This is a genomic window from Geodermatophilus sp. URMC 61, from assembly GCF_052931555.1.
In genome coordinates, this window is the sequence record NZ_JBRFHZ010000002.1 from 5,441,765 (window position 1) to 5,454,194 (window position 12,430).

12 protein-coding genes are annotated in these 12,430 nt (G+C 73.5%); 11 read left to right on the forward strand and 1 reads right to left on the reverse strand.

What is annotated here, in order from left to right; all coding sequences use genetic code 11:
• The first annotated feature begins 124 nt into the window (after window positions 1-124).
• The 3 genes from ACU610_RS25590 to ACU610_RS25600 are packed head-to-tail and all read left to right on the forward strand — an operon-like array spanning window position 125 to window position 3,233.
• A complete protein-coding gene (locus ACU610_RS25590; RefSeq protein WP_446770498.1) occupies window positions 125-1,357 on the forward strand; it encodes an acyl-CoA dehydrogenase family protein in 1,233 nt (410 codons plus the stop codon).
• Complete coding sequence (locus tag ACU610_RS25595) at window positions 1,354-2,346, forward strand: acyl-CoA dehydrogenase family protein (protein WP_446770499.1); 993 nt, start codon at window positions 1,354-1,356, stop codon at window positions 2,344-2,346. The genes ACU610_RS25590 and ACU610_RS25595 overlap by 4 nt, the downstream gene beginning before the upstream one ends.
• Entirely contained in the window at window positions 2,343-3,233 is an 891-nt protein-coding gene (locus tag ACU610_RS25600) for an enoyl-CoA hydratase-related protein (protein WP_446770500.1), read from the forward strand. The genes ACU610_RS25595 and ACU610_RS25600 overlap by 4 nt, the downstream gene beginning before the upstream one ends.
• 9 nt (window positions 3,234-3,242) lie before the next feature.
• Here the strand turns inward: ACU610_RS25600 and ACU610_RS25605 are convergent, their stop codons facing one another.
• On the reverse strand, window positions 3,243-3,746 hold the full coding sequence (locus ACU610_RS25605) for a MarR family winged helix-turn-helix transcriptional regulator (protein ID WP_446770501.1): 504 nt from the start codon (window positions 3,744-3,746) through the stop codon (window positions 3,243-3,245).
• An 87-nt stretch (window positions 3,747-3,833) separates the two neighbouring features.
• Between ACU610_RS25605 and ACU610_RS25610 the strand changes: the two genes are divergently transcribed.
• From ACU610_RS25610 to ACU610_RS25645, 8 genes are all read left to right on the forward strand, one after another.
• Complete coding sequence (locus ACU610_RS25610; RefSeq protein WP_446770502.1) at window positions 3,834-4,385, forward strand: YceI family protein; 552 nt, start codon at window positions 3,834-3,836, stop codon at window positions 4,383-4,385.
• Window positions 4,386-4,618: 233 nt separating this feature from the next.
• Window positions 4,619-5,803: an FAD-dependent monooxygenase gene (locus tag ACU610_RS25615; protein ID WP_446770503.1), complete on the forward strand. Its 1,185-nt coding sequence runs from the start codon at window positions 4,619-4,621 to the stop codon at window positions 5,801-5,803.
• A 44-nt stretch (window positions 5,804-5,847) separates the two neighbouring features.
• Window positions 5,848-6,180, forward strand: a complete 333-nt coding sequence (locus ACU610_RS25620) for a hypothetical protein (RefSeq protein ID WP_446770504.1) — start codon at window positions 5,848-5,850, stop codon at window positions 6,178-6,180.
• A gap of 232 nt (window positions 6,181-6,412) precedes the next feature.
• Window positions 6,413-8,311, forward strand: coding sequence for a translational GTPase TypA (gene typA / locus ACU610_RS25625; RefSeq protein WP_446770505.1), 1,899 nt, complete (start codon window positions 6,413-6,415; stop codon window positions 8,309-8,311).
• 259 nt (window positions 8,312-8,570) lie between these two features.
• A complete protein-coding gene (locus ACU610_RS25630; protein ID WP_446770506.1) occupies window positions 8,571-9,797 on the forward strand; it encodes an aldose epimerase family protein in 1,227 nt (408 codons plus the stop codon).
• 187 nt (window positions 9,798-9,984) lie between these two features.
• Complete coding sequence (locus tag ACU610_RS25635; RefSeq protein ID WP_446770507.1) at window positions 9,985-10,488, forward strand: DUF5994 family protein; 504 nt, start codon at window positions 9,985-9,987, stop codon at window positions 10,486-10,488.
• Window positions 10,489-10,606: 118 nt separating this feature from the next.
• Window positions 10,607-11,590 (forward strand): NAD-dependent epimerase/dehydratase family protein, encoded by a 984-nt coding sequence (locus ACU610_RS25640; RefSeq protein WP_446770508.1) that lies wholly within the window; start codon window positions 10,607-10,609, stop codon window positions 11,588-11,590.
• Between the two features lie 579 nt (window positions 11,591-12,169).
• A complete protein-coding gene (locus ACU610_RS25645; protein ID WP_446770509.1) occupies window positions 12,170-12,379 on the forward strand; it encodes a hypothetical protein in 210 nt (69 codons plus the stop codon).
• Window positions 12,380-12,430: the final 51 nt, after the last annotated feature.

A 12,430-nucleotide genomic window follows, 5' to 3' on the forward strand; every position in this document is an offset into this window, starting at 1 on the left:
GGGCGTGATCCGCGTCATGCTGGCCGGGGCGACCGAGGTGGTCAACAGTCGGTCGTCGTTGACCACTGCGGGTGACCGCTGTCACGCTGCGGCCGACCCCGCCGGCCGGAGAGAGGCACCGCTCGTGGACTTCGACGACACCCCCGAGGAAGCGGAGTACCGGGCCGGTGTCCGGCGGGTGCTCGAGGAGCACGCCGCCGAGCTGCTGCACGTCGGCGCGGGGGAGGAGACGGTCGACGCCGCCACCGCCGAGGCCGAGCTGCGCCGCACGCAGCGGGTGCTGTACGAGTCCGGCCTGGTGGGTGTCACCTGGCCCCGCGAGCACGGTGGGCAGGGCGGCACGCTCGTGCAGCAGGCGATCGTGCAGCAGGAGCTGGCCCGCGCCGGGGTGCCGGCGCTGATCAACCACATCGGCCTGGGCATGTGCGGGCCGACGGTCATCGCCCACGGCAGCGACGACCAGCGACAGCGGTACCTCCCCCGTCTGCTGCGGGCCGACGACGTGTGGTGCCAGCTGTTCAGCGAGCCGGCGTCCGGCTCCGACCTCGCGGCGCTGCGCACCACCGCCGTCCGGGACGGCGACGACTGGGTCGTCAACGGCCAGAAGGTCTGGACGACGCTGGCGCACGTCGCCGACCACGGCATCCTGCTCGCCCGTACCGACCCCCAGAAGCCCAAGCACGCCGGCCTGACGATGTTCGTCGTCGACATGCACGCCCCCGGTGTGACCGTGCGGCCGCTGCGCCAGATGATCGGCTCCGCCGGGTTCAACGAGGTGTTCTTCGACGACGTCCGGATCCCCGACAGCGAGCGGCTGGGGGAGCCCGGCGAGGGCTGGCGGGTCGCGCTGACCACGCTGATGAACGAGCGGGTGGCCATCGGCGGGGCCGGCAGCGACCTCGGCGTCCCGGTCGAGAGGCTCGTCGCGCACGCCCGGCAGCGGCTGCCGCAGCTCGACCCCGAGCGGCAGGTGCTCGCCCGGCAGGCCGTCGGCCGGGCGGTCGTCGCCTCCCTCGCGACCCGCTACACCGGCTACCGCCGCTTCACCGAGCTCGGCCGGGGCGGGATGCCCGGGCCGGAGGCGAGCGCGGGCAAGCTGGCCGGCACCGCTGCGGCGAAGCTCGTCGCCGACGCCGGCGTCCGGCTGCTCGGGGACGACGCCGTGTACGCCGCCACCGCCGAGGGCGACGAGACCTGGCAGCGCAGCCAGGGCTTCCTGCCCGGCCTGGCCATCGCCGGCGGCACCGACCAGGTGCTGCGCAACATCCTCGGCGAACGGGTGCTCGGCCTCCCGCCGGAACCGCGCTCGGACAAGGCGGCGCCCTTCTCGAGCCGGCCCGCCGGGAGTGCGCGGTGAACTTCGACCTCGGCCCCGACCAGCGCGACGCCGCCGCCGGCGCGCGCGACTTCTACCGCGGCTCGGCCTCGCCGGCCGCCGCCCGCGACGCGCTCGAGGGCGGCGCCGTCGCGCCGGGCCGCAAGGCGCTGGCCGACATCGGCTTCCTCGGCATTCCCGTCCCCGAGTCCGCCGGCGGCGCGGGCGGGTCGCTGCTCGACCTCGCCGTCGTCGCCGAGCAGGGCGGGGCCGTGCTGGCCGGCCCGTCCCTGGCGACCGCGGCGCGCGCCGCGGTGCTGCTGACCGGCGCCCCCGACCTGGCCGCGCAGCTGGCCGACGGGTCGGCGGCGTTCGCCGTCGTCGACGGCCCGCTCACCGGCTCGTCCCCCTCGATCGACGCGGCCGGCGCGACCTCCTTCCTCGGCCTGGACGACGGCGGCGCGCTCGTCGTCGGGGAGGGCGAGGCCACCGCCGGGCCACCGCTGGACGCCACCCGCGGACTGGCCTCGGTACGGCTCACCTCGCGCCGGGTGCTCGCCGAGGACGCAGCTGGGCTGTGGGCCCGCGCCCGGCAGGTCGCCACCGTCGTGCTCGCCGCCGAGGACCTCGGTGCGGCCGACGCCGCCGTGCAGATGGCCGTCGGCTACGCGCAGCAGCGCGAGGCGTTCGGCCGGCGGATCGGCTCCTACCAGGCGGTCAAGCACATGCTGGTCGACGCGTGGGTCGGCGTGGACCAGCTGCGCTCCCTGGTGTGGTGGGCGGCCTGGGCGGCCGACGCCGCGCCCGAGGAGCTGCCGCTGGCCGCGTCGGCCGCGAAGGCCCTGGCCGCCGAGGTGCTGGAGCGGGCCGCCGAGACCTGCGTCCAGGTGCACGGTGGCATCGGCTTCACCTGGGAGCACGACGCCCACCTGTACTGGCGGCGGGCCAAGGTCGACCGGTTGCTCCTCGGTGACGCCGCCGAGCACCTGGACGCCGTCGCCCGGCTCGCGGTCGCCGGCGCGCTCGGGTGACCCCCACCCAGCTGCGCTACGCGGTCGCCGACGGCGTCGCCACGATCACCCTGCACCGGCCCGAGCGGCTCAACGCCTTCACACCGGTCATGGCCGCGGAGCTCGCCGGAGCCGCCGCAGCAGCCGACGCCGACGACGAGGTCCGGGTGGTGGTCGTGACCGGCTCCGGCCGGGCCTTCTGCGCCGGGGCCGACCTCGGTGGGGGAGAGGACACCTTCCGCGACCGCGGCGCGCGTCCCGACCCCGTCCCGCGCGGCACGGTGGACGGCGTCCCGCGGGACTGGGGCGGCATCGCGTCCCTGCCGTTCGCCCGGCTGCGCAAGCCCGTGCTCGCCGCGGTCAACGGGGCCGCGGTCGGCATCGGCGCCACGATGACGCTGCCGATGGACGTCCGGATCGCCGCCGCGTCGGCCCGGTTCGGCTTCGTCTTCACCCGCCGCGGCATCGTGCCCGAGGCCGCGTCGTCCTGGTTCCTGCCGCGGATCGTCGGCATCAGCCAGGCGATGGAGTGGGTGGCCACCGGCCGCGTGTTCGACGCCGCCGAGGCGCTGCGCGGTCGGCTGGTGTCCCGGGTCGTCCCGGACGACGAGCTGCTGCCCACCGCGCTCGGCCTGGCCCGCGAGATCGCCGACAACACCTCGGGGGTCGCGGTGGGAGCCGCCCGTCAGCTGCTGTGGTCGATGCTCGGCGCGCCCTCGCCCTGGGACGCCCACCGCGCCGAGTCCCGGGCCCTCGTCGAGCTCGGCGCCGGTCCGGACGCCGCCGAGGGCGTGGCGTCGTTCCTCGAGCGGCGGCCGCCGCGGTTTCCCGCCCGGTTGGGGGACGGGCCGGCGGTCGCCGGCGTGCCCCGCTGGCCGGCCCCGCCCGCCGACGTCACGGCGCCGTAGGGTCCGTCCTCAGCGGGGGCCGAGGTGGCGCAGCAGCGTCTCACCGACGTCGCGCATCGCGGCGACCTGCTCGGGGGAGAGCTGGTCGAACAGGTGCGTGCGGACGCCCTCGACGTGCACCGGAGCGGCCGCCTCGAGCGCCTGGAACCCGTCGTCGGTGAGGACGGCGAGCTGGCCGCGGCCGTCGTCCGGACAGACCTGCCGGCGCACCCAGCCGCGCTCCTCCAGCCGGGAGACGGCGTGCGAGAGCCGGCTGCGCGAGGACAGGCACCGGTCGGCGAGCTCGCTCATCCGCATCATCCGGCCCTCGGTCTCCGAGAGAGCGACGAGGATCTCGTAGTAGGCGTGCGAGATCCCGGTCGCGTGCGTGAGCTCCCGGTCGAGCCGGTCGAGCAGCAGCTGGGCGCTGTAGAGCCAGGCCCGCCAGGCCTGCTGCTCCTCGGCGTCGAGCCAGCGGGTGCCCTCGGCGTCGGAGCCGGGGTCCCGGGGAGCGAGCGACACGTCGGAGGTCATGCTCCCAGGGTACTGGCGGAATAGATGAGCGCTCAACTATGCTGTCGCTGGGCAGAAGGTCAAACGCTCAACCACATGGAGGCCCTCATGACCACCGCCATCCAGATCCCCGGGTACGTCGTCGGCACCTGGGACATCGACGCCAGCCACTCGACGGTCGGGTTCTCCGTCCGCCACATGATGGTCAGCAAGGTCCGCGGCTACTTCACCAAGTTCTCCGGCGAGATCGTCACCGCCGAGGACCCGACGCGGTCCACCGTGACCGCCACGATCGACATGGACTCGATCGACACCCGGCAGGAGCAGCGCGACGCGCACATCCGCTCCGCCGACTTCTTCGACGTGGGCAACCACACCGTGATGACCTTCCGCTCGACCGAGGTCCGCACCGACGGCGCCGACTGGACCGTCGTCGGCGACCTGACCATCAAGGGCATCACCAAGCCCGTCGAGCTGGCCCTCGAGGTCAACGGCTTCGGCCCCGACGCCTACGGCGGCACCCGCGCCGGCTTCAGCGCCAAGACCGAGATCTCCCGCAAGGAGTTCGGCGTCGACATCGACATGCCGATGGACGGCGGGGGCGTCGTCGTGGGTGACAAGATCAGCATCGAGCTCGAGATCGAGGCCGTGCTCCGCTGAGACGCACGCTCCACCCCGTGGTCAGCGGCGGGTGGCTGCGCCCGACGACGTGTCGGCCGACCGCCTGCTGCTGACCACGGGCGACGCGAGGGCCCCGGACGCATCATCGTCCGGGGCCTTCGCGCGTCCGGGAGCCCGCGGGTCGTGGGAACCCCACCGCACCTCGTGCCGTCTGCGAGTTCGTACACGGAGCGGCGTTCGGTCCCGCTCCGCGCGGCAGGAGGAGGCGTGGCGTGCGGGTCCTCGTCGTCGGAGCCGGGATCGCCGGGCTGTCGGTGGCCCTGCGGCTGCGCCAGCTCGGCAGGTCCGCGACCGTGGTGGAGGCTGCGCCCGGGCCACGAGGTGGCGGCTACATGATCGACTTCTTCGGCCTGGGCGTCGATGCGGCGGACCGGCTGGGGCTGCGACCCGGGCTGGAGCGGATCCACGCCCCGATCGAGCGACTGGTGTTCGTCGACGGGTCCGGTCGACCACGGCTCGCCGTCGGCTACCCGGCTCTGCGCCGTCGCGTGTTCGGCGGGCGGCACTACAACTTCCTGCGGGGCGACCTCGAGACCGAGCTGCACACCGCAGCGCGGGACGCCGGGGTCGAGTCCGCCCACGGTCGCCAGGTGATCGGCGTGCAGCCGGCCGCGGCGGCCAGCGACCCGGTCGTCGTGCGCTACGCCGACGGCGCCGAGGAGGAGTGGGACGTCGTCCTCGCGGCCGACGGCATCCACTCCCGGGTGCGCGACGACCTGCTGGCGCCGGACGAGTGGAGCACCCGCGACCTCGGTCACGCCGTCTGGTCCTGGATCCTGGACGGCAGCCTGCCGGGTGTGCGCCGGGAGGACTTCGTCACCCTCACCGCCCCCGGACGCCTGGTGGCCGTGTATCCCCTGGACGAGGGGCGCACGGCTGCGTTCCTCGTGCACCGGTCGCCCGACGGTGGGGGCGAGCCCGATGGTGACCTCCGCGGGACGCTGCACCGCCGCTTCGGCGACCTCGGTTGGCTCGTCCCCGACCTCCTCGAGACCTTCTCCTCGGCCGTCGACCGCTACACCGACCGCACCGTCCAGGTCCGCTCACGCGTGTGGCACCGTGGCCGGGTCGCGCTGCTCGGCGACGCCTGCTGGTGCGTCTCCCTGCTCGCCGGACAGGGGGCCTCCCTCGCGCTGGCCGGCGGTGTGGCGGTGGCCGAGGAACTGGCGACGGCGTCGGCCGTTGCCGAGGTCCCCGCTGCGCTGGACCGGGCCCATGATCGACTCGGGCCGGTCGTGGCGCGGCTCGCCGACGCGGGCGCCCGCACGGCGTCGTGGTTCGCGCCCGAGGAGCGCTGGCGGATGACCGTACGGGACACATCGCTGCGGGCATCGGCCTGGCCGGTCGTCGGCCCGTTGCTCGGCCGACGGTTCGGGCTCGTCCGTCCGGCCGTGTAGCCCGGCACCGACGACGGCTGGACGCGGCCGGGGAGACTGGCCGCATGACGAGTTCCACCCTGAACCGCACGCGCACCCGCTTCCCCTCCGCTCTCCTGGTCGCCATCGGCCTGGCGGCCGGCTTCGGTGTCGCGCAGGGCACCGGGATCCGCGCCCTCGGCGGCGCGCTGTTCGCCGGTGCCGGGCTGGCGGCCGCGTGGCTGTGGCAGCGGCACCGCGGCTGGGCCGTGGCCCTCGGTCTCGGTGCGCTCTACATCGGCGCCTTCGTGCTCGCACACGTGCTGGCCCTCGGCGTCGGGATGGCGTCCTGGCTGGCGGTCGCCCTGGTGACCGTCGTCGCCGCCGGGGTCACGTACGCGGTGGCCGACCGCGCCTGACCGGCCGGTCGGCCCCCTGCAGGTCCCGCCGCGGCCCCGTCCCGGGCGGCCCCTTCCAGAGGCTCGCTGCGAGCGGTGAGGAGGACGGGGTCCTTCTCCGGAGGGGGCAGGGGGTCCTTCAACTAGCATGGGAAGGTCGCCGGGCCGGCGGCTGTTGACCCTGGTGTCGAGGCGCTCCGCAACAGAGACGGACGCGCCGACCCCCCTGATCTCTCCCGAGGTGCCCTCCCGCATGCCCACCCGCGACGACCTGCGCAACGTGGCGATCATCGCTCACGTCGACCACGGCAAGACCACCCTGGTCGACGCCCTCCTCCGCCAGGCGGGCGCGCTCGGGCGCGCCAAGGGCGAGGGGACGGACAACGACTCCACGCAGGACCGCGTCATGGACTCGATGGACCTCGAGCGTGAGCGCGGCATCACCATCCTCGCCAAGAACACCGCCATCCGGCTGGCCGACGAGGACGGCAACCCCGTCACGGTCAACATCGTCGACACCCCCGGCCACGCCGACTTCGGCGGCGAGGTCGAGCGCGGCCTGTCGATGGTCGACGGCGTCGTCCTGCTCGTGGACGCCTCCGAGGGCCCGCTGCCGCAGACCCGCTTCGTCCTGCGCAAGGCACTGGGCAAGGGGATGCCGGTCATCCTCGTGGTCAACAAGACCGACCGCTCCGACGCCCGCATCGCCGAGGTCGTCGACGAGACCTACGAGCTGTTCATGGAGCTGCTCGAGGACAACGGCCTGGACACCGACGCGCTCGAGTTCCCCATCGTCTACAGCAACGGCAAGACCGGTCAGGCCTCGCTCACCCGGCCGGCCGACGGCACCAGCCCCGACAGCCCCGACCTGGGCCCGCTGGTCAAGACGCTGCTGGACACCATCCCGGCGCCGACCTACGACGCCGAGGAGCCGCTGCGCGCGCAGGTCACCAACCTCGACGCCTCGCCCTACCTCGGCCGGCTGGCCCTGCTGCGCATCCACTCCGGCACGATGAAGAACGGCCAGCAGGTTGCCTGGTGCAAGACCGACGGCACCATCCAGCGCGTCAAGATCACCGAGCTGCTGGTCACCGAGGGCCTCACCCGCACCCCGGCCGAGAGTGCCGGCCCCGGAGACCTGGTCGCCATCGCCGGCATCGAGGACATCATGATCGGCGACACGCTCGCCGACCCGAACGACCCGCGGCCGCTGCCGCCGCTGACCATCGACGAGCCGTCGATCTCGATCACCATCGGCATCAACACCTCGCCGATCTCCGGCCGCTCGGGCAAGAAGCTCACCGCCCGGCTGATCAAGAACCGCCTCGACCAGGAGCTGGTCGGCAACGTCTCGGTGCGGATGCTGCCCACCGAGCGGCCGGACACCTGGGAGATGCAGGGCCGTGGCGAGTTGGCGCTGGCCATCCTCGTCGAGCAGCTGCGCCGCGAGGAGTTCGAGCTGACCGTCGGCCGTCCGCAGGTGGTCACCAAGGAGATCGACGGCAAGCTGCACGAGCCGGTCGAGCGGGTCACCATCGACACCCCGGGCGAGTACGTCGGCACGCTGACCCAGGCGCTGGCCACCCGGCGCGGCCGGATGGAGAACCTCGTCCACCACGACACCGGCTGGGCGCGGATGGAGTACATCGTCCCGTCCCGCGGCCTGATCGGGTTCCGCACCGAGTTCCTCACCGAGACCCGCGGCACCGGCGTCCTCAACCACAACCTCGAGGGCTACGAACCGTGGATGGGCGACATGCGCGCCCGACCGACCGGATCGCTGGTCGCCGACCGGCAGGGCGTGGCGACGTCGTACGCGATGTTCTCGCTGCAGGAGCGCGGCTCCATGATGGTCGCCCCGGGCACCGAGGTGTACGAGGGCATGATCGTCGGTGAGAACTGCCGCCCCGACGACATGGACGTCAACATCACCAAGGAGAAGAAGCTCACCAACATGCGGTCCTCGACCGCGGAGGAGCTCGAGCGGCTGGTCCCGCCGCGCATCCTGAACCTCGAGCAGGCGCTGGAGTTCTGCGCCGAGGACGAGTGCGTCGAGGTGACACCGGCCACCATCCGGGTGCGCAAGGTGATCCTCGACCAGAACGAGCGGGGCAAGGCGAAGAACCGCAAGAGGACCCCGTCCTCCTCGTAGGTCGCAAGCCCGCCACGAGCCTCTGGACGGGGGCCGTGCGGGAGGCCCCGTCCGGTGTGCCCGGGCGGGGCCTCCCGCGTTTCGCGGGGTGGGAGGCGCAGTGGCGTTGACACCCCTTCCAGGGCGTCCCTAGCGTCTGGCGGCGTTCTGGGGCCGCACCACGGGGGCCGGGCGCACGCCGTCCGCGAGGACGGGTCCGGCAGCGGTCCTGCCACCGTGCGACGACGCCGGTGGACCGCCCACGGACACCGGAGTCCTCATGCCCGGACAGCACCCCAGCCCGTTCCGCACCGCGCGCCACCGCACGCTGGTCGCCGTCCTCGGCGCCGGCCTGCTGGCCGGCGGCCTCGCCTCACCCGCCGCCGCGACCGACGACGACGGGCGGGACGACGGCGGTGGCCCGAGCACGACCGTCGAGCCCTTCGGGGCCACCCCCGACGGCACCGCGGTCGAGCGCTGGACCCTCAGCAACGGCGACACGACGATGCGCGTGCTGACCTTCGGCGGCGTCATCCAGACCCTGGAGGTCCCCGACGCCGACGGCCAGGTCGAGAACGTCGTCCTGGGCTACCCGGACCTCGAGGGCTACTACACCCAGGGCGACCCCTACTTCGGCGCGCTCATCGGCCGCTACGGCAACCGCATCGCCGGGGGCCGGTTCACCCTCGACGGGCAGACGTACCAGCTGCCGCTCAACGACGGCCCGAACACGCTGCACGGCGGCCCCGGGGGCTTCTCCGAGCGGGTCTGGACCGCCACCGACGTCAGCGACGCCGACGTGGCCGCACTGCAGCTGCAGCTGGTCAGCGAGGACGGCGACCAGGGCTTCCCCGGCACGCTCACCACTACGGTCACGTACCGCCTGGACGCCGAGTCACGGCTGACCGTGCACTACGAGGCCACGACCGACGCCCCGACCGTCGTCAACCTGACCCAGCACACCTACTGGAACCTGGCCGGCGAGGGCTCCGGGGACGTCTACGACCACGAGCTGCAGCTCAACGCCAGCGGTTTCACGCCGGTCGACGAGACGCTCATCCCGACCGGCGAGATCGCCCCGGTCGAGGGCACGCCGTTCGACTTCCGCGGGCCCACGCCGATCGGCGCGCGCATCCGCGTGGCCGACCAGCAGCTCCTGTACGGGCAGGGCTACGACCACAACTGGGTGCTCGACCGCGGGGACGACGGCGCGCGCGAGGGCTCGGATGCCGAGGACGCGCTCGAGGAGGCCGCGGTGCTCCACGACCCGGCCAGCGGCCGGACGCTGACGATCTCCACCACCGAGCCGGGCATCCAGTTCTACTCGGGCAACTTCCTCAACGGCACGCTGGTGGGCACCGGCGGCGGGGTCTACCGGCAGGGCGACGGGCTGGCGCTGGAGACCCAGCACTTCCCGGACTCGCCCAACCAGCCGGACTTCCCCTCCACGGTGCTGCGCCCGGGTGAGGTCTACGACAGCACGACGGTCTTCGAGCTGACCTCCTGACGCTCCCGGCGCTCCCGCGGACGCGCAGGTCCGCGGGAGCGCCGTGACCGTCCCATGACGAGGGGTGACGGCGGGCCGGAGGGCGCCGACCCGCCCACGACACGCTCACGGGGACCCGCCGCGTCGGCTGCCTACGTTCTCCTCGGGGCCGTGTCGGCGGGCCCGGATCGACGAGGAGGCGACGCGGATGAGGGACACCCGGCACACGCTGGCGGCGGCGGAGGGGCACCGCGGCGGGATCGACGTCCGGGTGAGCCTGCGCAGCGACGCGGGGTCCGGCGAGCAGGCCTTCGACGGGGCCTGGTTCCCGCGCAGTCGCGACCTCGCGGTCGAAGTGCCCGAGCTGGTGGCCGCGCTGGACAAGCGGGGTCTGCGCATCGAGCGCTTCACCTACCCGCTCGACGTCTGGTCGCCGGCGCCGCGCAAGGTCGTCGTCGGTGGGCGGGTGGTCCGCACCGGCGGCTTCCGCAGCATGGACGCCGGGGTGGTCTGCCTGACCTGGGCCGGCGGTACCCGCCGTGCCGACCTGCTCGTCGTCCCCCCGGAGACCGACGTCATCACCGGGGCACGCGCCCTGCGGCTGTGCACCCGCCGCGGCCTGCCGCGCTCGCCGCAGATGGTGCTCGCCGCCGCCCGGTCCACCCCGCTGCCGCAGGTGCCGGTGGGCTCGCCCTACACCCGGGCGGTCTGAGGAAGGACCCCGTCCTCCCCACCTCTCGCACACTCAGGGCGGGGCCCTGCAGGGGGCCGGCTACGCCGACCGCGAACCGGCTGGACGGCGGGGGAGCGGCTGGGCTGGGCTGACGGGCATGCGACTGCTCGTCCTCGGCGGCACCCACTTCCTCGGCCGGCACGTGACCACCGCGGCCCTCGACCGCGGTCACGAGGTCGCGACCTTCACCCGCGGCGTCTCCGGGGACCCGCCCGCCGGCGCCCGCGCGTTGCACGGCGACCGCGACGACCCCGCTGCGCTCCCGGCCGCGCTCGACGGCTGGACGCCCGACCTCGTCGTCGACACCTCCTGCCAGACCCGGGCCGCTGCCCGCAACGCCGCGGCCGTGCTGAGCGGCGTGCGGGGGTACGCCTTCGTGAGCAGCCTCAACGCCTACGCGAACTGGCCGCCCGGCCCGCTCGGCCCCGAGGACGGCGAACCCACCTGGCAGAGCGACGACGACGAGTACGGGCCGGTCAAGGCGTTCGCCGAACGCGCGATCGGTGCCGCGCTGCCGGGCCGGTTCCTCACCGCGCGCGCCGGCCTCATCGTCGGCCCCGACGACCGGGTGGACCGGTTGGGCTGGTGGCTGCGGCGGATCGCGCGCGGCGGCCGGGTCGTCGTCCCGGCGGAGGGGTGGGACCAGCCGATCGCCGCGGTGGACGTCCGCGACCTGGCCGGCTGGCTGGTGGAGATGGCCGAGCGGGGCGTACCCGGCGCGGTGAACGCGACCGGGCCGGTGGGCATGGCCACCCTCGGCGGCCTGCTCGAGCTCTGCCGGGAGGTGACCGGTGGCGACGCGGAGTGGGTCCCGGTCCCGGACGCCGACCTGCTGTCGGCCGGCGTCGAGCCGTGGCTGCACCTGCCGCTGTGGCTGCGCGCCGAGATGGCCCGGACGGCGTGGGACGTCGACACCGCCCGGGCGCGGGAGCTCGGGCTGCCCAGCCGGCCGCTCGCCCGGACCGTGGCCGACACCTGGGCCTGGCTGCGCGGCGTCGAGGAGTTGCCGCCCCCGCCGCACGGCCTGCCCCGTCCCGGACTGCCCGCCGACCTCGAGGCGACGCTGCTGGCCGCTCGGTGACGTGAGAGGGCGAGAGTCCTCCCCGAGGCTCCGGTGGGCCCCGTGGGAGACCGGGCACCCCCGAACCGCCGCGAGGGACAGCCAGCGTTCGTGACGCACGGTCATCACCATGAAGCTCAAAGGAAAGAGATGGCGGGCCGCGTGACACTCAGCAACCATCTTGACGCTCAACAGAGAAGGGGACCTGGCCCTCCGTGACGAGAAGTCACCACCGTGAAGCTCATAGGGATGACAAGCCCTTGTGACGCTCCGTCACCACCATGAAGCTCAAAATAGTCCCGGAAAACATGGCAACCCCCTCTTTACGGGTCTTAGGGCGGTCGCTACTGTTCCGGATCTACCAGCCATCGGCCCCGTAGACCCGATATCACCAGCTATCGTCTTCGGCCCTATCCAGGCAGTGCGGTTGGTCCTGCCACCTGGATTCCAGTCTGAATCACGTCGTCACTCAGATTTCGCATGCCTTGAACGACGAATCCGCAATGCCCGTTGTGGGCCCTCTTAGTAGGCAGCCGATATCGACCTGGGCTGGGCTGCATGCAGTGACATCAGTCCAGGAATGACACATGGAGGTGCATGGTGAGAAGGACTCTGACCCTCTCCAAGGAGACGCTCCGCATCCTGGACGACGAGGACCTGGCCCGTGTCGTGGGTGGCGGGGACCCGTCCGACAACGGTGGTACCGGCCAGCACGGCAGCTGCAACGGCAATGGCAACGGTCCTTCGGGCCAGCACGGCAGCTGCAATGGCACCGGCCCGGACGAACACGACGAGCACAACGGTCACTAGTCGAGTCGGTTCGATCCACCACGAGAGGCCAGATGGACATGCGGGTCTTCC

What these genes read in the sequence shown, in the direction of transcription:
- ACU610_RS25630 (WP_446770506.1), top strand. Translation starts at nt 8,571, where the DNA reads ATGCCCGGACAGCACCCCAGCCCGTTCCGCACCGCGCGCCACCGCACG.
- ACU610_RS25605 (WP_446770501.1), bottom strand. Translation starts at nt 3,746, where the DNA reads ATGACCTCCGACGTGTCGCTCGCTCCCCGGGACCCCGGCTCCGACGCC.
- ACU610_RS25610 (WP_446770502.1), top strand. Translation starts at nt 3,834, where the DNA reads ATGACCACCGCCATCCAGATCCCCGGGTACGTCGTCGGCACCTGGGAC.
- ACU610_RS25635 (WP_446770507.1), top strand. Translation starts at nt 9,985, where the DNA reads ATGAGGGACACCCGGCACACGCTGGCGGCGGCGGAGGGGCACCGCGGC.
- ACU610_RS25640 (WP_446770508.1), top strand. Translation starts at nt 10,607, where the DNA reads ATGCGACTGCTCGTCCTCGGCGGCACCCACTTCCTCGGCCGGCACGTG.
- typA (WP_446770505.1), top strand. Translation starts at nt 6,413, where the DNA reads ATGCCCACCCGCGACGACCTGCGCAACGTGGCGATCATCGCTCACGTC.
- ACU610_RS25620 (WP_446770504.1), top strand. Translation starts at nt 5,848, where the DNA reads ATGACGAGTTCCACCCTGAACCGCACGCGCACCCGCTTCCCCTCCGCT.